Genomic DNA, 20,824 nt, shown 5'->3' on the forward strand with positions numbered 1-20,824 from the left:
GTTATCGGTACTTCCTGAATCCCATGTCGCGAGCGATTTCCCGGAAACACTGCCGACAGAGGTTGATGTCGTACTTACCGACGAGCCCTTGCTTGCGGCCACATCGCTGACACTCCTCGATCTGCTCGGTCCGCTTTGCTGTGTGCTCGCCGGTCTGGTCGGCTGCGGACGCTTCCGGTTGCGCTTCGTCCTGTTCTGGTTCGCTTTCACTCATCTGCGGACTCCTCCACGGTTACGTCGAAGGTCGACTCGAGGTACGCGATCGCGTCCTCGGGCGTGAGTCGGTGGTTCGACGGGATCGACCGCGACGCCTTGTCGCGCTTGGCGATGCGGTAGCCCGGACGTACCAGGTTGACGGTGACGTCCAGCCCGTAAATCCCGACGTTCGGGTCGTACTCCTGGCTGGGGAACTCGGTGTGTTCCTCGATCCCGAAGCTGAAGTTACCCGTGTCGTCGAACTGCGTCTCCGACAGTGCCGCAAGCGGCAGCGCCGTCTCGAGGAACGCATGAGCGTCCTCGCCACGGAGGGTGACCTTCGTCCCGATCGGGTCGCCCTGGCGAATGCCGAAGTCAGGTTCGGTCCGCTTTGCCTGGGTACGGACGCTCTCCTGGCTAGTGACTTCCTCGATGATGTCCTCGGCCTTGCCGAGTTCGCGACCGCCCTGACCGACGCCCATGTGGACGACGACCTTTTCGACGCGCGGTTCGCGCATCTCGTGGAAGTCCGCGTCGCTGGCTTCGCTCATTCGTCATCACCCGTGGTCGCGGTTTCCGACGACGAGTCGTCGCCCGTGAAGTTCTCGTCGATGACGACGACGTACTCCTCGACGGTCTCGAACTCGCCGTCGTCGGTCGAGATAGTGACGGCGTTCGAGCCACTGCCGGGCGTGACTTCGATCGATTCGATCTCGCCGATCTTGCCGCCGTGGTTGCCACGAACGGCCGTCACGAGCGCTCCCTCTTCGTAGGGGAAGTGAGCGACGATCGACTTGTCATCGTTGTCGACGACGATCGAGTCGGTCGTGCTGTAGCCGTCGTCGTCGGCGATGACGTTCGTACCGTCGTGCAGCGTCAGCTGAGTGTCGCCACCCGAGACCTGTTGCTTGCTCTCGATCTTGCCGAGTCGGCTCTCGGCGGAATCCGCGTCGATCCCGGTCAGCGAAAGCCGACCGCCCTCGTCGGGGAAGACGCGATAGTACTCCTCTCGACCGGGGAACGCGACGATGTCGAAGATACCGATCGGACGCTGTTCGTCGTTGATCGGCTCCCCGTTGACGAGGATCGCGTCCTCGGAGAGAGCATACCGTGCTTCTTTCGTCGAGTCCACGTAGCCCAGCACGTCCCGCAGGAGGACGACGAGTGGAACGCCTTCCTCACCGTGGGGACCCGCGCCAGCCTTGACCGTAAAGACCTCGGTCTTCCGTTCGACCGGCCAGGACTTCGGGACCGACAGTCGTTTCTGGTGTTTCGTCATTCGCTATCACCTTCGTTTTCGCCTTCGAGGCGTGCCTCACGACGCTCGTCTTCGAGGTCGAGGTCCGTAATACGGACGTTCGACGGGTCGAGCGGTCGCGGCACTTCTTCGCCGTCTGCCGTCTCGACAGTGACGTCCTCGACGTGAACGACGCCGTCCTCGAGGATGGCACGGACGACTTCGCCTTCCTCGCCGGCGTGGTCGCCACGCATGACCTCGACGGTGTCGCCCGCGTTGACGCGGGTCCGGCGCGTGTCGTACTCCTCGCGGAGTTCGTCCGACAGCGTCGCGTGGAGCTGCTTCTGTCGCTTGTGCAGCGGTGCACGCTCCGTCTGAGTTCGCTGTTTGTGTGGTTGCTTCGTCATGGTCTATACGATCATGGTTGCGGTACTCGCGATCGCTCCGAAACGCTCTGCGACTTCGCGGGCGATCGGTCCCTTGATCTCCGTGCCGCGGGGTTCTTCGTTCTCGTCGATGATGACCGCTGCGTTGTCCTCGAACTTCAGCCGTGTTCCGTCGGGCCGGCGGATCGACTTCCGCTGGCGGACGATGACTGCCTCGAGAACCTGGCGGCGCATCTCGGGAGTACCCTTGGTCACGGAGACAGTGACCTTGTCACCAAGCCCCGCCTTCGGCTGGCGGTTCTTGGTGCCGTGATAGCCCGAGACGCTGATGACCTTCAGCTCACGCGCGCCGGTGTTGTCGGCACACGTGACCAGCGAGCCCTTCTTCAGGCCCTGGGTGACGTCGGCTTTCATCGCCTCCATCACTGATCACCCTCGTCGTCCGCAGCCGCAGCAAGGTCCTCGTCGGAGAGTTCCGGCTCGGGCTCGGCCTGGCCGGTCAGCTCCGCGACATCCTCGGCGGTCGCTTCTTCGGTTACTTCGACGACCACGTGCGATTTGGTCTTCGACAGTGGTCGGGTCTCTGCGATCTTGACCGAGTCGCCGACCGAGAGCGGCTCGAGCACGCCCGGAACGTGTGCCGGGATGCGCGAGCGACGTTTCATGTACCGGTCGTACTTCGGTACAGCCACGTCGTACTCTCGTTCGACGACTACAGTCTTGTCCATGTCCGTCGAGACGACGGTTCCCTCGAGGATCTGCCCTCGAACGGGAAGCTCGCCATAAAACGGACACGTCTCGTAGTCGTATTCCTCCGGGTTTTCTGGTTCCGGAGGGGTTTCAACGTCTAGTCCTATTGCCATGGTGAGTCACCATTCGTTTCCGTGCGTCGGGCGGGTCGTGAGAGCAGTCGCGAGCCATCGACCGTAACGTAGGCTACGCCCTCGCCAGCTCCGTCCGACTCGTCCGAGTTGGACGAATCAGGTTGAGTGTTGGCCAGTTTGGACGTAGTCCCCGACTCCTTGGCGGAGTCGGCGGCGTCATCTGTGATCGCGAACTCGAACGTCGAGCCCGATTTCGGCACCATAACCACCCGAGACTCGCTGTCTTCGCGCTGCTCGACGGCGTCGCCGTCTCGCCATCGTTCCGCCTCCGGCGGAACGCAAACCTCGATCGAGAGGGTATTGGTCGTCTCGATGACGACACGCCCCTCTATACCGACCCGCGACGCGTCGTCGCTCTCGACGACGCGGACCGGTAATCCGTTGAGTTCGTGTCGCGGCAACGTCTCGGGTGTCAGTGCCATCGATTAGTCCTCGTCTTCGAAGTCGCCTTCCTCGGTCTGGATCGTCTTGATCCGTGCGATGGTGCGGCTAATCTCGCCGATTCGACCCGGGTTCTCCGGAGCACCACCGGCTGCGAGGACGGACTTCTGGTTCAGCAGTTCGGTTTCGAGCTCTTCGAGTTCTTCCTGCCGTTCGGCAGGCGTCATGTCGCGGATCTCTTCGACGTGGAGAATCGCCATCAGGCGTCACCTCCCTCGTCTTCGTCTTCGTCTTCGTCTTCGTCTTCCGCTTCCATCTCTTCGACCAGCTCTTCAGCCTCGGCCTCGACGTCTTCCTCGAGTTCCTCGAGTTCTTCTTCGACGTCTTCCTCACCGCTGGGGACGTCGACTTCTTCGAACTCTTCGTCGGCGTCGGCGTCGGCATCGAGTTCTTCTTCGATAACTTCCTCGACGACCGCTTCGTCGTCGGCCTCGTTGGCCGCCGCTTCGGCACTCTCTGGAGCCGCGTCGTCCTCGTCAGGCTCGCCCTCGAGCAGTTCCTCGACACCTTCGGCCTCGTTGGCCTCGACGGCGTCGGGAACGAGCTCTTCGGGATCGAGGTCCTCGTGGACGTGGAAGTCGTCGGGAAGCTGGGCGTTCGGCGGGATAATCTTGACCGTGACGCCGATCGTTCCGAGCTTCATAACGGCCGTCGCCTGGCCTTCGTCGACGATTTCCTCGGCTGGCTGGCCGTTGTGCTTGATGTAGCCCCGGTTGAACTTCTCGACGCGCGAGCGAGCGCCCGTGACCTTCCCGGAGAGGACGATCTCGGCACCCAGTGCGCCGGCTTCCATGATCCGGTCGATCGTCGTGTGACCGGCCTTCCGGAAGTACCAGCCACGCTCCAAGGCGTTGGCCAGGCGGTCGGCGACGATCCGCGCGTTGAGGTCGGGTTCGTCGACTTCCTGGACGTCGACCTGCGGGTCCTCGAGATCGAACCGTTCCTCGAGGGCGGTCGTGACCTTGCGGATGTTCTCGCCGCCTTTGCCGATGACCATCCCGGGCTTTTCGGCCTTGAGGACGATCTGGGTTCCCATCGGCGTCTTGGCGACGTCCATACCACCGTAGCCCGCGCGGCCGAGCTCTTCCTGGAAGAACTCGTCGATCTGGGACCGCTGCAGGCCGTTTTCGATGAACTGTTGTTCGTCAGCCATTAGTTATCACCCTCCTCGTCGTCGTCCTCTGAGTCAGAGTCGGTTTCCTCGACGACGATCTCGACGTCGACCTCCGGCGAGTTCCACGCCGAGGCACGCCCCATCGCGCGAGGCTTGCGGCCGACCGACTCGCCGACCTTGTGGGCGGCGACGTGGGCGATCTCCATCGACTCGCCGTCGAAACCCTGGTGGTCGGCGTTCGCTTCGACGTTCTCGAGCAGATCGAGGAACGCTCCCGAGACCTTCTCGGGGTAGCGGCCGGCGTCCCAGCCGTCGATGTCCGATCGGTGTCCGACACCGCTGTTGTGGGACTTGAACGGTACCGACTGTGTTTCGTCGATCACGTCCTGGAGGTACGCACGGGCCTCGCCGACGGTTCGGCCTTTGATTTCGCGAGCGACCTCCTTGCTGTGCTTGTGGCTCATCTGACGCTCCCGAAGCATCGCTTTCGCGGTGGCGTCCGGGTCGGCGTCGACTGAGTAGTTGATTCCCATACGATGATCACTTCAGTGGGACGAACTTCGAGGATCGGGTCGCGCCGATACCGGCCTGTCCGTGTTCGACCGACGTGCGTGTCAGCTGGAACTCGCCGAGATAGTGACCGATCATCTCTGGCTCGATCCGGACGCGCTCGAAGGCCTGTCCGTTGTGGACCTCGAACGTCAGTCCGACGAACTCCGGCAGGATCGGCATGTCACGCAGGTGCGTGCGGATCGGCGCGTTTGCCGTCTCGTCCTCGTCTTTTTCGCGGGCCTCCTCGAGAAGCTTCTGCTTCTCGACGGAGAGACCGCGTTCGATACTTCGCCGCTTTCGTGCGGGTAGCAGTTCCGCGACTTCCTCGAGCTCCATGTCCTGCAGCTCGTCGAGCGTGTGGCCGCGGTAGGTGAACTCACCTTCACGGCCGGTTCGGTACTCCTGGCTCATTTGTTTCCACCTCGCCCGGTTCGGCGCGAGGAGATGTCACCGACTTTCCGTCCTGGCGGGGCGTCCCGCGAGACGGACTTTGGCTTGCCGGGGTGCTGGCGGCCGCCGCCACCGAACGGGTGGTCGACGGCGTTCATCGCGACACCACGGACGCGGGGCCAGATACCGCCCCGCGATTTCATCTTGTGATGTTTGTTCCCTGCCTTGACGAACGGCTTCTCCGTTCGGCCGCCACCGGCGACGACGCCGATGGTGGCACGACACTGCGGATCGAGGCGTTTGACCTCGCCGCTTGGCAGCTGGATGACCGCCGCGTTGCGGTCGTGCGTGATCAAGTCCGCGTTGACACCGGAGGCGCGAGCGAACTTGCCGCCGTCGCCCGGATTCGCTTCGACGTTACAGACCGGAACTCCTTCGGGGATCTCCGCGAGCGGGAGCGTGTTACCCGGCTTGATCTCCGCGGAGACACCGACCTGTAGCTCCTCGCCGACACCGATGCCCTCGGGAGCGAGGACGAGTCGCTGGTCGCCGTCTTCGAACTCGACGGCCGCGACAGGTGCCGATCGCGCAGGGTCGTGTTCGATGTCTACGACCGTCCCGCGAACGATGTCGCCGTCTTCCTCTTTCTTGTGGTCGAGCTTCGCCTTGTAGCGGTGTGACGGGGCACGGAACGTGGAGGTACCGCGTCCGCGTCGTTGTCCGAGGATGCGTCGTCCCATCGTTAGAACACCCCGATCCGCGAGGCGACTTCCTGTGCGTCGTCGTCCTCGCTGAGTCGAACTGTTGCTTTCTTCTTCCCGTTCATCGTCACTTGCGTGTTGATATCGTCGACCGTTACCTGGAAACGCTCCTCGACGACGTTCCGAATCTCCGGTTTGGCGGCGTCGGGATTGACGACGAACTGGAGTTTGTTCTCGTAGTCCATGTCGTTCATCGCCTTCTCCGTGACGAGCGGGTGTTCGATAACGGTGCTCATCGGTCTGCCACCTCCTCGAGTGCGCTTTCGGTCCAGACGGTCAGTCGACCCGGCTGTGCGCCGGGCGCGAGGTCTTCTGCATTGACCTCCGCAGCGGTCGTGACATCTGCGCCAGCGAGGTTCCGGGCCGCACGCGATGGCCCGGTCTCGCTCGTGGTCACGAACAGGAGCGACTTGGGCTGTTTGTACTTTCGCCCACGGGTCTTGCCGCGGCCCGAGCGAACGCTGCGACCTTCGTCGGCTCGTTCGACGTCAGCGTGGAGGCCTGCTCCCTCGAGGAACTCGACGACTTCTTTCGTCTTCGTCAAGTCCTCGAATTCGTCGTCGACGACGACCGGCAACTCGGCGTCTTCGTCGAACTCGTGGCCTCGGTCGGCGACGAGTTCCGCGTCGGTCGTCGCGGCGATGGCGCTGCGAACGGCCAGCTTCTTTTCTTTCGTGTTGATCGATTCGGTCCAGTCTTTCTCGGCCTTCGGCGGGTGGGCCTTGCGTCCTTTGATGGACTGTGGAACGCGTCGTGCGCGTCCGTCCTGTCGCGGGACGTGGGCCATCCCTCGGCCGCTACCGAACGATTCCGCCGGCGTGCGGAGGCCGGCGAACTCGTCGGCACCGTAGTCCTGCTTTCGGTTGGCCTGTGCGGCGCGAACGGCGCGGCCGATCAGGTCCGGACGGTACTGCGTCTCGAAGATGTCCGGCAGATCGACCGAGCCCGCGTCCGAGCCGTCCAGGTCGTATACTGTTGCTTCCATATGCTATCTACCCCTGATTGGATGCGGTGGAGACGTACCGGACCTCGGGGTCGAGGCGCGGCTGGTCTCCGGGTCGGATCGCCGGGCGGAAGCGAACGAGACGCTTCTCCGGCCCGGGGAGCGAGCCCTTGATGAGCGCGTGTGGTCCGTCGACTTCGCCGTAGTTGACGAAGCCGCCGTCGACCGTCGCATCGGCACCGTTGCCCATGTCGACGAGGCGCTTGTTCAGTTCCGTCCGCTGGTGGTAGCCGGTCTGGCCCTGCTGTGGGACCGTCGACCGGACGCGGGACGGGTTCCATGGACCCAGGTTCCCGATGCGGCGACGCCATCCCTGCCGGGCGTGCTTGCCCTTTCGTTTCTGGACGCCCCATCGCTTGACGGGACCCTGCGTACCTTTTCCTTTCGTGACGCCGCTCGCGTCGACGTACTCTCCGGCGCGGAACACGTCGTTCATGACGTGCTCGCCACCATCGACGAGCAGTTCGAGACCGAAGTCGACGCGCTCCTCGACGGAGCCGCCACCGACTCGAGTCTCCATGACGTCCGGCTTCTTCTTAGGCATGGACGGTACCTCGCTGGGTACCGTATGCGTGATCACACGAACGTCGTCGACACGACCCTCTTCGAGGAGGCCCCGAAGCTCGTCTTCGGCGGCGTCAGAGTCGTAGTCGTCGCCGGGGAGGTCCAGAACGCGATCGAGTTCGTCGGCGAACTCGTCGGTCCAGACCTCGGTCACGGGGTTCAATCCGTACGGCGTGTCTTCGTACGCACGCAGGGCGACGGCGCGCATCGGCGGCGTCTCCACGATCGTCACGGGGACGGTCTGTTCCATCCCCTCGGTCGGCGAGTTCGCTTGGTCGTCGACCATCACGACGTGGGTCATGCCGGCCTTGTAGCCCGCGAAGCCCTGGAGCGTCGGCTGTCCGTCGTCGTCCGGCCACGAATTAAAGCGCGGAACCTCCGAGGTTGCGCGCTTCCGTGGACCGAACCCGAGTGAGCCTTTGCGTGGTGCGTTTGATTGTGGCATTCTATCACTCTCTGAGTGAGAGGGGAGCGAGCGTAGCGAACAGAGCTTCCTCCGTTCGCACGACGTCGCTTCCCTGGTTCGGAACCGTGTTCAGCCAGAGGTCGAACCCCGGATCGGCTGTGGGTTCGACTCCGTCGTCGCCCCCCTCGTCGCTCGAGGAGATGGCAGACGCCTCGATTCCGAGGATGTCCGGCAGCCCTCTCTCGGGCGCGCCGAAGGCGACGGTCATCCCGTCGCCCTCGATGCGTCCGGCCAGCGTCTCGAGCCGCCCGACGGTGAGGTGCTCACCGAATCGAGAGGCGGCAATACGGACGCCAGCATCCTCACGGCCGAGTGCTGCCGATAGGTCCGTCCGCTCGATCGAAAGCCCCGGAAGGGGGCAATCGACGAGTTTCGCCCGGACCGGTCGTCGCGAAGAGATCCTGATGGTCACGCGCTCCCCCTCGGCGACCTCCACGTCGGGAGGTGTGTTGAGGGAGATCGGGTGTTGCAAGCCGCAATTGACCCGGACGCGCCCTTCAGGTCCGACCTCGGTCACGATCCCTTGTCTTGTCGACCCCGAACCGTTCGATTCGGAGCCGGTCTGTGACGTGGCGCGGAGCGGCGGCAGGACGCCGACGTACTCCAGTTCGTCTCGCATCCCCCACACCTCGTTGCGGAGGTAGGGGGGTGTTGCGGCGTACCGCAAAACGGTACTGACGAACCCATCGCCGAATCGCCCCGTTTCGCCGTCCCGATCTGGGTAGACGACGAGGCGATCCACCCCGAAGATCGTCGCCGCACGGGCGACGTACCCGAGTTTGCGAGTTGCCTCGCGTTTGTCCTCGGCTTCCCGGGTGAGCGACGACGGCACGAGCACGCTGACGGTCATACCGTAACGCTTCGGCACCGCGTCACTAGACTGTAGCGATGTATTGCCGATAGGGTCTTAAAAGAATAGCGGATTCGATTACGGCTGTGAACGGCTCACAGGCCCGATTTCGTGACATTCACGACCACGATCGGATTCGGACGCCGCTTTAGTGCCGGCCCCTTCCCCACGACCCCAGGACCACCGTTTGAGTATCGTCCATACGATAAGCCAACCCACCATATATTGGCTATATTAGGGCCTGAGAAGGGCGAATTCGGCAATTACACCAAACCGAATATGGCGATTGCACGACGAGTTGCTGACGTATGACACCATCGCGTGACGCCAATTCGGCTCTGGTGACAGACCTGTGGTCCCACATCGGAGGGGGTGAGTCGTGCTCGACCCGATCCTAGCCGGCCGACTGCAGTTCGGCGTCGCGACGACGATTCACATCGTCTTCGCGTCGCTGTCGATCGGTCTCGGACCGTTTCTCGTCTACTTCGTGATCCAGGAGATCCGAACCGGCACGGAGCGGTACGCACGTCTCCGACGGTTCTTCACGAAGGTATTCGCACTCGGTTTCGTGATGGGGACGGTCACCGGCATTCCGCTCGGGTTCCTGTTCGGAACGAACTTCGCCGAGTTCTCGACGATGGCCGGCGAAGTGATCGGCGGACCGTTATCGTTCGAGGTCCAAATGGCGTTCTTCCTCGAGGCCGTATTCCTCGGTGTCTTGTTGTTCGGTCGGGACCGCGTCGCAGACTGGTTCTACGCGCTGTCAGCAGTGCTCGTCGCACTCGGTGCCTGGATCTCGGCGTTCTGGATTCTGGTCGTCAACTCCTGGATGCAGACGCCACGCGGGTTCGAACTCGTCGAACGCGGTGGCACCGAAGTCGTCCAGCTTACCGATCCACTCGCGGCGTTTTTCAACCCGCGATTCCCCTGGATGTTCGTCCACATGCAAACCGCCGCGTTGCTCTCGGTCGCGCTTCTGGTTGCCGGGATCGCCGCGTACTTCGTCTGGCGAAACCGTGGTGGGGCAGCCTGGCGACCGACGCTCAAACTGGCCGTCGGCGTGGTGTTTGTCACCTCGATCTTCCAGGTTCTGCACGGTGACTTCTACGGCCGTCACGTCTTCGAAACCCAGCCCCACAAGTTCGCCGCGATGGAGGCGGTCTTCGAGACGACCCGTGGGGCCGACCTGCACATTTTCGCGATTCCGACGAGTCTCGAGTCGTTTACCGACCCACGCGCCGAGAACCTGTTCACGATCAGCATTCCCTACCTGGCGTCGTTTCTCGCCAGCGGCGGCGATCTAGCGACCGAAGTGACTGGGCTGAACGACTTCCCATACGAGGCCCCGCCAGTCGCGTTCGTCTTCTGGTCGTTCCGATTCATGGTCGGCCTCGGCATCTGGTTCGTCGTGCTCGGCGTCTGGGGTGCCTACCGGTCGTACCGAGGCGAACTCTTCGACGCCGACCGCTATCTACAGGCACTCGTGATGTCTGGCCCGCTCGGGTTCGTCGCCCTGATTCTGGGCTGGTACGTCGCCGAGATCGGCCGCCAGCCCTGGCTCATCCAGGACGTGCTTACGACGTCCGCTGGGAGTTCGGCCGGGCTCTCGGGGACCGAAGCGACACTCTCACTCGTCGGCGTCACCGTCGCCTACGTCGGCATGATGGTGGTGTTCTGCCTACTCGTCAGACGCTACGTCCGCTCTGAACTCGGCGAAGAGCCCGCCACGGACGACGCGACAGGTCGGTCTGGGGTGGTCGCGAATGATTGACTTTCCGACCGAGCACTACCTGCTCGAGTCCCTCCCAGAGCTGTGGTTCGCGTTCGTCTTTTTCGCGTTCGGGACGTATCTGTTGCTCGACGGGTTCGACTTCGGCATCGGCATCCTCTCTGCCGACGTCGATCCGGCCGGCCGATCGACGATGCTTGCTGCGTTCGGGCCGGTCTGGAAGGCAAACGAGGTCTGGCTCGTCCTGTTCGGGACTGTCCTCTTTGCCTCGTTTCCGGTAGTGTATTCGAACCTGCTGTCGCGGCTGTACCTACTCGTGTTTGCGATCCTCGGTGCGCTCGCGCTCCGGGCGCTCGGGTCGAAACTTCGCGCCGAACGAGACGACGACTGGTGGGTTCGGGTCTGTGACCGCTCGTTCGTCGCCGGGAGCGTCCTGTCTCCGTTCCTGCTCGGCGTCCTCGTCGCAAACTGGTGGTTCGGCCGCGAGACGATTCTGACCGTTCCGGGAATCGCCGTCGGGCTCGTCTTCGTCGCCCTGTCGACCGTCCTCGGCGCAGCCTACGCCGCGATCAAGACGCGTGGTCGCCTGCAAGAACGGGTGCGCACCCGCGGGCTACAGGCGACGGTCGGCTACGTCGCCCTGGTCGCGGTGACGGTCGCCTACGCCGTCGTCGTCGAAGGCGGCCCCACCGCGCCGTCACCGACCGCAGCCGGGCTCGCAGCGGTCGTCACCGTCGTCTTAGCAGGGGCCGCAGTCGCCGCGATCAGAACCGGGCGAGACCCCGAGTGGTTCGTCGCAGCTGCCGGGATGGCCGTCGTGCTCGTAGGCCTCGTCGCGTGGTCGATGTTCCCACTCGTCGATCCAGCAACCGGTCTCGCCGTCCGCGACGCCGTGGTCGCCCCACTCGCGCTCAACGTGAGCTCGGTTTTCGCCGCGACGTTCGTCCCGATCATCCTGGCGTACTTCGTGGTGCTTTACTCGGTGTTTCGCGGCCCGGTCGAGGACGGCCACAGCTACTGAGACGGACGACTAGCCGTCGTTGCCGGCGTTTCACCGGTCCGGCAGTTGTGACGGAACGTCGTGCTACCGTCGCAGCTGAAACGGTTTCCACACCGATCGTAAGCCGTCGTGCAATCGAGTGTCCACTGACGTTCAGTCGTCACGACAGCGGCTGTCTCGCTACTCAGGACTGCTGTCCCGATAGACCGGTACAACGCCGCCCGGGGTGCGACCGTGCCGGCACTGACGGCCAGTGGCCCGTATGAGACCGTTTGGCGCTCGAGCGATTCGATCCGAGACAGTTTAGGATCGCAGTCGTTCGACGCGCTCGAGCGTGTCCGCGCCCTCGATAGCCTTGTCGTCTCGAACTGCCTGAAAGCGAGGAAACCGAAGCGCGTATCCCGACGAGTACGTCGGCGAGGACTGGATCTCCTCGTAGCCGACCTCGAAGACGACCGCAGGCTCTATCTCGACTTCTTGTCCCTCCTCTGTAGCGATGTGGGGCTCGAGCAGCTCTGTCAGTTCGGCGAGTTGCTCGTCGGTGATGCCGGTCGCGACCTTGCCGACGGTCTCTAGTTCGCCCGTCGTCTCGTTCCTGACAGAGAGTTCGAACGTGCCCAGGAAGGTCGCTCGTCGACCTTCGCCCCACTCGGCTCCCGTGACGACGCAGTCTAACGTCTCGACGTCGGGTTTGCGCTTTCGCCAGTTCTTGCCACGCCGCCCCGGCGAGTACGCCGACTCGGGGTTTTTGAGCATGATCCCCTCGTGACCCGACTCGAGCGCCTCCGCGTCGATCGACTCGATCTCGTCGGGGTCGTCGGTCAGCCACAGCAGGGAGAGTCCGGCAACGTCCTCGGGTCGTCCGTCGCCGGTGAGAACGACCTCGAGTCGTTCGTGTCTGGTCGTCAGTGGCTCCTCGAGCAGGTCCACACCGTCGGCGTGCAGGCAGTCGAAGCAGACCGGCCGAACGGCGACGTCCTCGCGAGCCTTCGCGACGTCGTGTTTCCGGCGGAACCGCTTGAGCACCTCCTGAAACGGGAGTGGATCGCCGGCGTCGTCGACCGCGACGACCTCGCCGTCCAGGATCACGGGGACCGCGAGCGTCTTCTCGGCGAATTCCACGACCTCCGGGAGTGCGGCGGTGACGTCTTCCATGTTCCTCGAGAAGACCCGCGTCGTCCCGTCTCCCTCCTCGAGTCCGTCAGGATCGTAGTGTAACTGGATGCGAGCGCCGTCGTACTTCCACTCGACTGCGGCTTCCTCCCACGCCTCGAGTGCGTCCGTCACCGTCCCCGTTTGGGCGAGCATCGCCTGGACGGGCCGGCCGACTTCGAGGGCCATCGCGTCCAGTCCATCGAGTCCCTCGTCGCGGGCGACGCGGGCGACTTCGCCGTAGTCGTTCGAGACCTGCAGTGCCCGTTCGACGTGCTCCTGGGGGATGTCGAAGGCCGCGGCGATGGCGTCCCGGACGGTCCCTTCGCCGACGCCGATGCGCATCTCCGAGAGGACGAGTCGGGCGAGGTACCGAGCTTCGTCGCTCGAGCACCGGTTGAAGAGCCCGAAGAGGGCGTCGATTTTCCGGTCTTCGCTGCCTTCCCCTTCGGCAGCCGCGAGAGCGACGAGGTCGTCGTAGACCTCGCGGACGGTGAGGGCGCCGCTTCCGTTACCAGCCCCGAACGCGTCCAGCCCCTGTTGGCCGCCGAACTCGTAGCTCGCGGCCACCTCACCGATCTCGCCGACGTCGGCGAGTCGATCCTCGACGTCATTCGTGTCTACGTTTCGCCCGGCCGCGCGTGAGATCGCCTCGTAACAGGCGCTCGGCCCGATGTCGAGCGTCGTCGAATCCCACGCGGGGAAGACCCGTCCCTGGACGAACCGGGCGACGATTTCGATGGTCCGGGGCTCACCGGACTCCGCATCGCCGTCGGTGTCCGCGAGGAGGTCCTGCACGTGTTCGATGATCGCCAGATCGGCAGGCTCGGCTTCGATCGCAGCGGCTCGGTCGGCGAACGTGGCGAACTCCATCGGGGTCGTCTACCGGCGGTAACAGTAAAACCGTTCTGTGATTCGATCGGGCGACGTTGGATCGGGACGCGTCAGACGGATTGCTGTAACTATTTACCGCCGATCGCCGACCTCGTTCTGGCGATCGGCGGTAATTGAATACAGCAAACCGTATCACTCCCGTCGGCAGACGAGTACGTGCTGTGCCCGCTCCCATCGTCGAGTTCGAGGGCCGTAGCGTCCCGAGTGGTGTGCTTTAAAGACTGTCGGGCCCGCATCCGGGTAGTATGACAGAAGCGGGACTCGCAACGCAAGTCGCGGAGGTCCTGAGCGTCGACGCCGACGACTTCCGGCAGCGTGCCAAGGAGGACGCAGCGGTGATCAAAGACGCGATCGAGGACGGCGCGTTCGACAACCCACAGGCGATCGTCGGCCTCGAGTACGAGTTCTACGCGATCAAAGACGACGACTGTACCCTCCGTCGGGTTCCGCGGCGACTGCTCGAACTCATCGGCTTCGAGAAGGAACTGGGGTTGCACAACGCCGAGATGACGACCAGTCCACAACCGCTGAACGAAGACGGGATCGTCGCCCAGGAGGCGGAGGTCAAGGCCCGCTTGCGGACTGCGCTGGACGTGACCCAGTCCGAACGCATGCGGCTGGTCAGCGACGCCCTCTGGACGCTTCCCCCCGAAGGCGAGAAGGCGACGACGTACCTGACCGACAGCGTCGAGCGGATGGTCGGCGAGACCGATCGGACGGTTCGAGTTGCGACGAACATGAGCGACTCGGCGCGTTACCACGCGATGGCAAACACCGACCGCGCCCAGTCTGCCGGGATGCGCATCGAGGTACCTCACGTCTCTCTGCAGGGCGACACCGTCATGCCCGAGAGCGTCATCACGTCGATCCAGCCCCACTACCAGGTTCCACACGCGATCGACCTCCCGAACTACTTCAACTACGCCCTGCGGGTCGCGGGCCCACTGCTCGCGCTCGGGGCCAACTCGCCGTTTTTCCCTGCGGACCTCTACGACGACGACGCGACAGCCGAGGACGTTCTCGCGGATGGCTGGATGGAACACCGGATCAGCGTCTTCGAGACAGTCCTCAACGACCCCTCGACCGGCGAGGGGAAAGTCCGATTTCCCCGTGACCTCGAGACCGTCGAGGAGGCCGTCGACCGGGTTGCCACCGACGACACGATGGTGCCGATGCCCGTCGAGGCTGGCAAGCGGTTCGACGACCAGTTCCCGCACTTTCGGCGCAAACACGGCACCTACTGGCGCTGGGTCCGGCCGGTCTTTGGCGGTCCGACCCGCTCGGCCGCGAACGCCCGCATCGAGTTCCGACCGATTCCCGCCCAGCCGACAGTTCGGGACTCCGTCTCCTTTCTCGCGGCCTTTGCCGGTCTGATGGAGAGTCTGGTCCGACTCGAGCACCCCGTCCACGAACTCGACTGGCCGGTTGCTCGCGAGAACTTCTACGCCGCGATGCGAGACGGCCTCGAGGCCGACCTGACCTGGATCACCAACGACGGCAAAGAGACGACCGACACCCTCACAGTCTACGAGGACCTGCTGGCCCACGCCGAGGACGGACTGACCAACCGCGGACTCTCCGAGGAACAGGCCGCGAAGTATCTCTACCCGCTTCGACGGCGCGTGCGACAGAAAGTATCGCCGGCCAGCTGGAAACGCGACCAGGTCCAGTCGGCCCTCGACGAAGGAGCGACGTTTCCCGAGGCACTCGAGCGGATGCAACGTCGGTACGTCGAGCGACAGCGCGAGACACTACTCGACGGCAGCTTCGCCGACTGGATCGTCGAGAACGGTCGCGAGTGGAACCGAAGCTGACGATAACTGCGAACTGGTATCGCTCGACTTGCCGCTTTCCCTACCGACGAGTACTCCCCCTCCGTAGCGCACGACGATGACCACGACTGAGATCCCACAGCCGGGCTTTGGCACGTCCGGCCACGAGGGCGAGACCTGCACCGAGTCGGTGATCGAGGCCCTCGAGACGGGGTATCGCCACGTCGACACCGCACAGATGTACGACAACGAACGGGAGGTCGGTCGTGCGTTGGCGGACGCCGATGTCGACCGCGAGGACGTCTTCCTCGCGACGAAGGTCCACCCCTCGAACCTCGCGTCCGACGACGTACTCGAGACGACCGAGGAGAGCCTCGAGCGACTCGGCGTCGATCAGGTCGACCTGCTGTATGTCCACTGGCCGATGAACGCCTACGACCCCGAAGAGACGTTGCCCGCGTTCGACGAGGTCCGCGACCGTGGCTGGACTCGCCACGTCGGCGTCAGCAACTTCACCGTCGACCTGCTCGAGGAGGCCGTCGACGTGCTGGAGTCGCCGATCGCCGCCCACCAGGTCGAACTCCACCCGCGCCTCCAGCAGGACGAACTCGTCTCGGTCGGACTGGAACACGACATCGAGACGGTCGCGTACTGCCCGATCGCACAGGGTGACGTCACAGCGGTCGAGACGCTCCAAGAGATCGCCGACGACCACGACACCACCCCCGTCCAGATCGCGCTCGCGTGGCACTACGACCGGGACGGCGTCGTCCCCATCCCGAAAGCGACCGGCGACCACGTCCGGGAAAACTACGCAGCCCTCGAGATCGATCTCACGGCGGGCGAGAGAGAGCGGATTGCCGACCTCGATCGCGGCGAGCGGCTGATCGATCCCGACGAGGCGGCCTGGAACCGGTAGCGAGTGGGGTCGTCCACTGGCGACAGACCTGGGCATAAGCGATTAAGTGGCCGCGGGGAAGAACTGTTGCGTATGGTAACTTTCCTCTCCGGGGGCACTGGAACGCCGAAGCTTCTGGACGGTGCCGGAGCCGTGTTCTCGCCGGAGGAGACCACGATCGTCGCCAATACGGGCGACGACATCGAGATCGGCGGTCTCTTCGTCTCGCCGGACGTCGACACGCTGCTCTTCCAAGGTGGTGGCCTGCTCGACCGAGAGACGTGGTGGGGCATCGAGGACGACACCCACCGGACGAACGCGGCGCTGCTGGATCTCGCCGACGCCGCGGACCTTCCAGCGGGGCCGCAGTACCTTCCGGACGAGAAACAGACCGAGGGTCGACGGCTCGCCAACTGGCGGCGGTTCTCCGGCGTCGCCGAGTTCATGACGATCGGCGACCAAGACCGGGCCCTCCACATCACACGAACGAGCCTCCTCGACCAGGGGGACACGCTGAGCGAGGCCACCCAGCGACTCGCCGACGCCTTCGACCTCTCGGTCGAACTCCTCCCGATGAGCGACGACCCCGTCGCCAGCCTCATCCACACCACCGAGGGAACGATGCACTTCCAGGAGTACTGGGTCGGCCACCGGGGCGAACCCGGCGTCGAGACCGTCGAGTTCCGCGGCTCCTCGTCGGCCGAACCAGCACCGGGCGTCCTCGAGGCGCTTTCCGACACCGTCGTCATCGGCCCCTCGAACCCCGTCACCAGTATCGGTCCGATGCTTTCCCTGCCGGGCGTTCCCGACGCACTCGCGCGGACGACTGTCGTCGCAGTGTCGCCGTTTCTCGGCGACGACGCCTTCTCCGGCCCGGCTGGTGAACTAATGGAGTCGGTCGACGCCGAACCGAGTACGGCGGGGCTGGCGACCGCCTACCCGTTCGCCGACGCCTACGTGATCGACAGCGACGACGACGCGACGTTCGACGAACCGACCATCACGACCGACATCCGGATCGACGACCCCGAGGACGCAAAACGCGTCGTCCGGGCGATCGAGGAGGCGATCACCCTCGTCGAGTGATGTTTCGGCCACCACTCGCCCTCGCGAGTCTCAGCGGCGAAGCCGACGCGGCGTGGGCCCGCCAGGGTGTTGACTACGCCGGTGCCGCCTTTCTCGGCGGAATCGCGCTCGACGATGACTCGAGGGCAGCGGCTCGGAAACTGGTCGAACGCGACCGCACCGAGTTCCTCCCGGCGGACCCGGTCGCGTTCGTCGACCGACAACTCGAGGCTCTCGAGGACGTTCCCATCCAGCCAGCGTTCAACGTCCGCAGCGCGACCCCAGAACCGGTCGCCGACGCCGCACGTGTCTGTCGGGACCGGGAGGCCTACCTCGAGATCAACGCCCACTGCCGGCAGGCGGAACTGTGTGCAGTTGGCTGCGGAGAGACGCTGCTGAAAGACACTGAACGGCTCGCACGCCACGTCGAGACGGCCGCCGACACCGGCGCGACTGTCGGCGTCAAGGTCCGCGCGGAGGTGTCGGGCGTCGACCTGCCCGCACTCGCCGGCCGACTCGAGGACGCGGGCGCGACCTTCGTCCACGTCGACGCGATGGACACCGAGTCGGTGATCGAGGACGTCGTCGACGCTTCCGACCTGTTCGTGATCGCCAACAACGGCGTCCGGGACGACGAGACCGTCCGCAAGTACGTCGACTACGGCGCCGACGCCGTCAGCGTCGGTCGGCCCAGTGATAATCAGACCGTACTCGAGCGGGTGCTCGCGGCCGTCGAGCGGCGGCTCGTGACGGGAACGCCGTGATCGGCCCCGGTTCGTGACGCCGTCACGAAGAGTATAACCGGCTGTCACGAGTGGCTGTGGATGATGTCGACATCTACGCCCGAACTGGGTCCGCTCGAGTCCTTCGATGAAACGTTCTGGTGGCTGCTACGCGAAGGATTGTTCGTCGCTAGCATCGTCCTGTTCTGGATCGTCGCCGCGGTCGGAGTCCGGATCGCTCTCGAAGTGGTGGGGCCGTTCTCGAATTGGCATCGATCGGTCCACTATTCGGGCCAAGAATCGTAGAGACGGCGGTTCTCCAGCAAATCTTCTCCCTGATCATCGTCGCGATGGTCGCGCTCTACGTTCTCGTTCGAGCGGGGACGGTAGTCGTCGACTACCACCATCGGGAGGGTTCCGACGACCATTCGGAGAGTTCGTAATTCTGGTGATTCGAACTCCACTCCTTGCCCTCCGAGGCACAGGCGCTGCACCTGACGATCAAAATCGGACTCGCTGCACTGGTCTTGGCCGTCTACTGGTTCGCTCGGGGGTAGCGACCGAGGTGTGACTGGGTAGCGAACAGACCCGCTCACACGTCCTCGAGACCGAGAACGTCGTCGACGACCCGCTGGACCCGCGTCGCCTCCTCGAAGGAGACGAGGTCGCCGTCGCCGCCCTCGAGATCGGTTACGAACTCGTCGACCAGCGCGAGCGTCGTCTCGCCCGCTTCCTCGGTGATCACGCGCTCGTTCGTCTCACCGGGGTCGGCGACGAGGCGGCGCCATGCCTGTAGCGACAGCGAACCTTCGGTTCCCTCGACGGTGAGGCTGTTTTCCTCGCTGCCGTCGCAGTCACAGAGGAGATCGATCGTTCCGTGGACGCTCTCCTCGAGGCCGACAGCGCCGGCGTCGTCGGTAGCATCTTCGCCCCTGTCGTCACCTGCGAGAAACGTGCCGACGATGGACTCTTCGTACTTCTCCGGGGCCGTGTACCGGACATCCGCAGTGACGTCGGTGAGATCGCCGAACAGTTCCTGCGTCCCGAACACGAAGTGGCTCCCGACCTCCCGGAGCGGGCCGCCCTGCTCGCGGCCGGCGAGCCAGTCGACGTCCTGCCACTCGCGGGGCCACTGCGGGAAGCGAAACCGGAGCGCGACGCGTTTCGGCGTGCCGATCTCGCCGGCCACGATCCGCTCGCGCATCTCGAGAAATCCCGGCGTGTAGCGAAACGGGAAGTTGATCGCCGTCGTCCGATCGCTCTCGCGTGCGAGTGTGGTCAGTTCGTCCCCAACCGCCGCGTTCTCCGCGATGGGTTTCTCACAGATCACGTGTTTTTCCGCCTCGAGTGCGGCCCGGACGACGGCCGCGTGATGTTTCGGCGGGACGCCGACGTAGACGATATCGATCGCGTCGATCCCGACCAGTTCCTCGATCGCAGTGACCGACTCGCAGTCGTAGGTCTCCGCCATCGACGCTGCTTTCTCGGCGACGCGATCACAGCCTGCCCGAATTTCGGTTCGTTCGTGCTCGTCGAATGCCTCTGCGAGGCGTGAGCCGATGACGCCACAGCCGACGATGCCGACCTGATACATGACGGAGAGATAGACCGTGTGGCCCAAGAAGGTGCCCATCGAAGCCTCTCCTCGGCGCTCGACCTGCCGGAGACCGGTCGGCGACCTCGAGACTGTCGCCGACCGGTTTCCGACACAAACTCATGCTTGGGAAACACTAATCGGAGACGCGACATGTCCGCTCTCCACTTCGACACTCCGTTCGAAAGACGGATAGTCGAACCCGTCCCCGCCGTCCTCACGGTCTCCCTTGTGGCTCTGATACTCGACGAATCCACGCTTCTCTCCGAGTCCGCCCTCGACGTGATCTGTATTCCAGTACCGATACTCGTGCCAGGGCTGCTTGCCTGTTCCGTGCTGACTGGGGTATGGAACACGGATTCCGACTCGGTTCGGCAGTGCTCGGTTCCGGGAATCGGCTCCAGCCCGATGATGCGGCGGTGATGCGGGTCGTCGCCTCGGTCGTGCTCGGAGTCCTCGCCGCCGACACTCTGTGGTGGGTGGTTGCGAGCCTGTCCGTCCACTATTTAGCGGCAGTCGGCGGCGTTTCTCCAGCGATCTGGCCGCCGTTGTTTGGCGGAGTACTCGGTGCCCTCGTCCTGGAAGCGGTCGTGTTCGTCCGGTTTTCCCGGAAGGACCACTGGTTCGGCTGAGTGGCCCGTCCGTAGAGTGAGCGCGGTTTCGTACCGACGCATCTGTACTAGTGCGTTCAACTGTACTTGGTGGAGTTTCGTCTATCGCGTGCTCGAGTTATACGACCGCGAAACCAGTCTCGTGAAGCCACTCCGAACACGTGCGAGTCGACCACGAAAGGACTATCCACCGCGCTCTCTTGTTCTCGGCCATGAGCCTCGAGGATCTCAACGAGGACGTACAGGAATCGTACTCGGCATTTGGCGACGAGCTCTCCGTCTCGCTCGACCGGGAGACGAAGAACGAACTCGCCTTGCTCGAGACGGCCCTCGAGCCGGAGGAGACGGACGAACTCGTCCGGCGGGCGGTTCACATGCTGTTCCAGACGACCGTCGAGACGGGGACGCTCGATTTCCACCTGCGGTCTGGGTTCGACGTCACCTACGACGAGTACCTCTCGGGGATGACGTTCGACGAGATGACGGGCGGCGATCAGTATCCGTCGATGGACGACGAGCGGCGATACCAGTTCTGACGGTTCGG

Annotated in this window: 27 protein-coding genes; 9 read left to right on the top strand and 18 right to left on the bottom strand. The window is 64.2% G+C overall.

The features are described 5' to 3' along the window. Position 1 precedes the first annotated feature (1 nt). Genes NATGR_RS01445 through NATGR_RS01520 form a run of 16 tightly spaced genes read right to left on the bottom strand, consistent with a single transcriptional unit; the run spans position 2 to position 8,843 of the window. Positions 2 to 214 carry a 30S ribosomal protein S14 gene (locus tag NATGR_RS01445; protein ID WP_005580142.1) on the bottom strand — a complete coding sequence of 71 codons (213 nt, stop codon included), beginning with the start codon at positions 212 to 214 and terminating at the stop codon, positions 2 to 4. Beyond that, on the bottom strand, positions 207 to 746 hold the full coding sequence (locus tag NATGR_RS01450) for a 50S ribosomal protein L5 (protein WP_005580143.1): 540 nt from the start codon (positions 744 to 746) through the stop codon (positions 207 to 209). Before NATGR_RS01450 ends, NATGR_RS01445 begins: the two co-directional genes overlap by 8 nt. Then, the gene (locus NATGR_RS01455) at positions 743 to 1,474 is read right to left on the bottom strand and encodes a 30S ribosomal protein S4e (RefSeq protein ID WP_005580144.1); all 732 of its coding nucleotides are present in this window, start codon (positions 1,472 to 1,474) and stop codon (positions 743 to 745) included. Before NATGR_RS01455 ends, NATGR_RS01450 begins: the two co-directional genes overlap by 4 nt. Then, on the bottom strand, positions 1,471 to 1,839 hold the full coding sequence (rplX, locus tag NATGR_RS01460; RefSeq protein WP_005580145.1) for a 50S ribosomal protein L24: 369 nt from the start codon (positions 1,837 to 1,839) through the stop codon (positions 1,471 to 1,473). Before rplX ends, NATGR_RS01455 begins: the two co-directional genes overlap by 4 nt. A gap of 3 nt (positions 1,840 to 1,842) precedes the next feature. Further along, positions 1,843 to 2,241: a 50S ribosomal protein L14 gene (locus NATGR_RS01465; protein ID WP_004213668.1), complete on the bottom strand. Its 399-nt coding sequence runs from the start codon at positions 2,239 to 2,241 to the stop codon at positions 1,843 to 1,845. Further along, positions 2,241 to 2,681 (bottom strand): 30S ribosomal protein S17, encoded by a 441-nt coding sequence (locus tag NATGR_RS01470; protein ID WP_005580147.1) that lies wholly within the window; start codon positions 2,679 to 2,681, stop codon positions 2,241 to 2,243. Before NATGR_RS01470 ends, NATGR_RS01465 begins: the two co-directional genes overlap by 1 nt. Next, the gene (locus tag NATGR_RS01475) at positions 2,672 to 3,124 is read right to left on the bottom strand and encodes a ribonuclease P protein component 1 (RefSeq protein WP_005580148.1); all 453 of its coding nucleotides are present in this window, start codon (positions 3,122 to 3,124) and stop codon (positions 2,672 to 2,674) included. Before NATGR_RS01475 ends, NATGR_RS01470 begins: the two co-directional genes overlap by 10 nt. Before the next feature lie 3 nt (positions 3,125 to 3,127). Further along, a complete protein-coding gene (rpmC, locus tag NATGR_RS01480) occupies positions 3,128 to 3,343 on the bottom strand; it encodes a 50S ribosomal protein L29 (protein WP_005580149.1) in 216 nt (71 codons plus the stop codon). Next, on the bottom strand, positions 3,343 to 4,296 hold the full coding sequence (locus NATGR_RS01485; RefSeq protein WP_005580150.1) for a 30S ribosomal protein S3: 954 nt from the start codon (positions 4,294 to 4,296) through the stop codon (positions 3,343 to 3,345). Before NATGR_RS01485 ends, rpmC begins: the two co-directional genes overlap by 1 nt. Continuing rightward, complete coding sequence (locus tag NATGR_RS01490; protein WP_005580151.1) at positions 4,296 to 4,790, bottom strand: 50S ribosomal protein L22; 495 nt, start codon at positions 4,788 to 4,790, stop codon at positions 4,296 to 4,298. Before NATGR_RS01490 ends, NATGR_RS01485 begins: the two co-directional genes overlap by 1 nt. A 7-nt stretch (positions 4,791 to 4,797) precedes the next feature. Then, positions 4,798 to 5,220, bottom strand: a complete 423-nt coding sequence (locus NATGR_RS01495; protein ID WP_005580152.1) for a 30S ribosomal protein S19 — start codon at positions 5,218 to 5,220, stop codon at positions 4,798 to 4,800. After that, complete coding sequence (locus tag NATGR_RS01500; RefSeq protein ID WP_005580158.1) at positions 5,217 to 5,939, bottom strand: 50S ribosomal protein L2; 723 nt, start codon at positions 5,937 to 5,939, stop codon at positions 5,217 to 5,219. The genes NATGR_RS01495 and NATGR_RS01500 overlap by 4 nt, the downstream gene beginning before the upstream one ends. A 2-nt stretch (positions 5,940 to 5,941) precedes the next feature. Continuing rightward, positions 5,942 to 6,196, bottom strand: coding sequence for a 50S ribosomal protein L23 (locus NATGR_RS01505; protein WP_005580159.1), 255 nt, complete (start codon positions 6,194 to 6,196; stop codon positions 5,942 to 5,944). Then, positions 6,193 to 6,945: a 50S ribosomal protein L4 gene (gene rpl4p, locus NATGR_RS01510; protein ID WP_005580160.1), complete on the bottom strand. Its 753-nt coding sequence runs from the start codon at positions 6,943 to 6,945 to the stop codon at positions 6,193 to 6,195. Before rpl4p ends, NATGR_RS01505 begins: the two co-directional genes overlap by 4 nt. A 7-nt stretch (positions 6,946 to 6,952) precedes the next feature. Next, positions 6,953 to 7,972 (bottom strand): 50S ribosomal protein L3, encoded by a 1,020-nt coding sequence (locus NATGR_RS01515; protein ID WP_005580161.1) that lies wholly within the window; start codon positions 7,970 to 7,972, stop codon positions 6,953 to 6,955. Positions 7,973 to 7,976: 4 nt separating this feature from the next. Then, on the bottom strand, positions 7,977 to 8,843 hold the full coding sequence (locus NATGR_RS01520; RefSeq protein ID WP_005580162.1) for a putative RNA uridine N3 methyltransferase: 867 nt from the start codon (positions 8,841 to 8,843) through the stop codon (positions 7,977 to 7,979). A 379-nt stretch (positions 8,844 to 9,222) separates the two neighbouring features. On the opposite strand from NATGR_RS01520, the gene NATGR_RS01525 reads away from it, so the two are divergent. Together NATGR_RS01525 and NATGR_RS01530 are read left to right on the top strand one after the other, a co-directional pair. Next, positions 9,223 to 10,614 (top strand): cytochrome ubiquinol oxidase subunit I, encoded by a 1,392-nt coding sequence (locus NATGR_RS01525; protein WP_005580163.1) that lies wholly within the window; start codon positions 9,223 to 9,225, stop codon positions 10,612 to 10,614. Beyond that, positions 10,607 to 11,593 (top strand): cytochrome d ubiquinol oxidase subunit II, encoded by a 987-nt coding sequence (locus NATGR_RS01530; protein WP_005580164.1) that lies wholly within the window; start codon positions 10,607 to 10,609, stop codon positions 11,591 to 11,593. The genes NATGR_RS01525 and NATGR_RS01530 overlap by 8 nt, the downstream gene beginning before the upstream one ends. Positions 11,594 to 11,875: 282 nt before the next feature. Here NATGR_RS01530 and ligA read toward each other — a convergent pair whose 3' ends face one another. Next, positions 11,876 to 13,597: an ATP-dependent DNA ligase LigA gene (gene ligA / locus NATGR_RS01535; protein WP_005580165.1), complete on the bottom strand. Its 1,722-nt coding sequence runs from the start codon at positions 13,595 to 13,597 to the stop codon at positions 11,876 to 11,878. 266 nt (positions 13,598 to 13,863) lie between these two features. On the opposite strand from ligA, the gene NATGR_RS01540 reads away from it, so the two are divergent. From NATGR_RS01540 to NATGR_RS19155, 5 genes are all read left to right on the top strand, one after another. After that, positions 13,864 to 15,432, top strand: a complete 1,569-nt coding sequence (locus tag NATGR_RS01540) for a hypothetical protein (protein ID WP_005580166.1) — start codon at positions 13,864 to 13,866, stop codon at positions 15,430 to 15,432. A 76-nt stretch (positions 15,433 to 15,508) separates the two neighbouring features. Then, complete coding sequence (locus tag NATGR_RS01545; RefSeq protein WP_005580167.1) at positions 15,509 to 16,309, top strand: aldo/keto reductase; 801 nt, start codon at positions 15,509 to 15,511, stop codon at positions 16,307 to 16,309. Positions 16,310 to 16,381: 72 nt separating this feature from the next. Continuing rightward, on the top strand, positions 16,382 to 17,374 hold the full coding sequence (gene cofD, locus NATGR_RS01550; RefSeq protein ID WP_005580168.1) for a 2-phospho-L-lactate transferase: 993 nt from the start codon (positions 16,382 to 16,384) through the stop codon (positions 17,372 to 17,374). Continuing rightward, positions 17,374 to 18,117, top strand: a complete 744-nt coding sequence (locus NATGR_RS01555; protein WP_005580169.1) for a tRNA-dihydrouridine synthase — start codon at positions 17,374 to 17,376, stop codon at positions 18,115 to 18,117. The genes cofD and NATGR_RS01555 overlap by 1 nt, the downstream gene beginning before the upstream one ends. A gap of 60 nt (positions 18,118 to 18,177) precedes the next feature. Continuing rightward, positions 18,178 to 18,381 (top strand): hypothetical protein, encoded by a 204-nt coding sequence (locus NATGR_RS19155; RefSeq protein WP_015233220.1) that lies wholly within the window; start codon positions 18,178 to 18,180, stop codon positions 18,379 to 18,381. Between the two features lie 286 nt (positions 18,382 to 18,667). Here NATGR_RS19155 and NATGR_RS01560 read toward each other — a convergent pair whose 3' ends face one another. Further along, positions 18,668 to 19,669: a Gfo/Idh/MocA family protein gene (locus tag NATGR_RS01560; protein WP_172636020.1), complete on the bottom strand. Its 1,002-nt coding sequence runs from the start codon at positions 19,667 to 19,669 to the stop codon at positions 18,668 to 18,670. 347 nt (positions 19,670 to 20,016) lie between these two features. Here NATGR_RS01560 and NATGR_RS01565 point away from each other — a divergent pair, with 347 nt between their 5' ends. Both NATGR_RS01565 and NATGR_RS01570 read left to right on the top strand, forming a co-directional pair. Next, positions 20,017 to 20,301, top strand: coding sequence for a hypothetical protein (locus NATGR_RS01565; protein ID WP_231990806.1), 285 nt, complete (start codon positions 20,017 to 20,019; stop codon positions 20,299 to 20,301). 191 nt (positions 20,302 to 20,492) lie between these two features. Then, positions 20,493 to 20,816, top strand: a complete 324-nt coding sequence (locus NATGR_RS01570) for a hypothetical protein (protein ID WP_005580173.1) — start codon at positions 20,493 to 20,495, stop codon at positions 20,814 to 20,816. The last annotated feature ends 8 nt before the right edge of the window (positions 20,817 to 20,824 follow it).

Source organism: Natronobacterium gregoryi SP2 (genome assembly GCF_000230715.2).
GTDB lineage: Archaea > Halobacteriota > Halobacteria > Halobacteriales > Natrialbaceae > Natronobacterium > Natronobacterium gregoryi.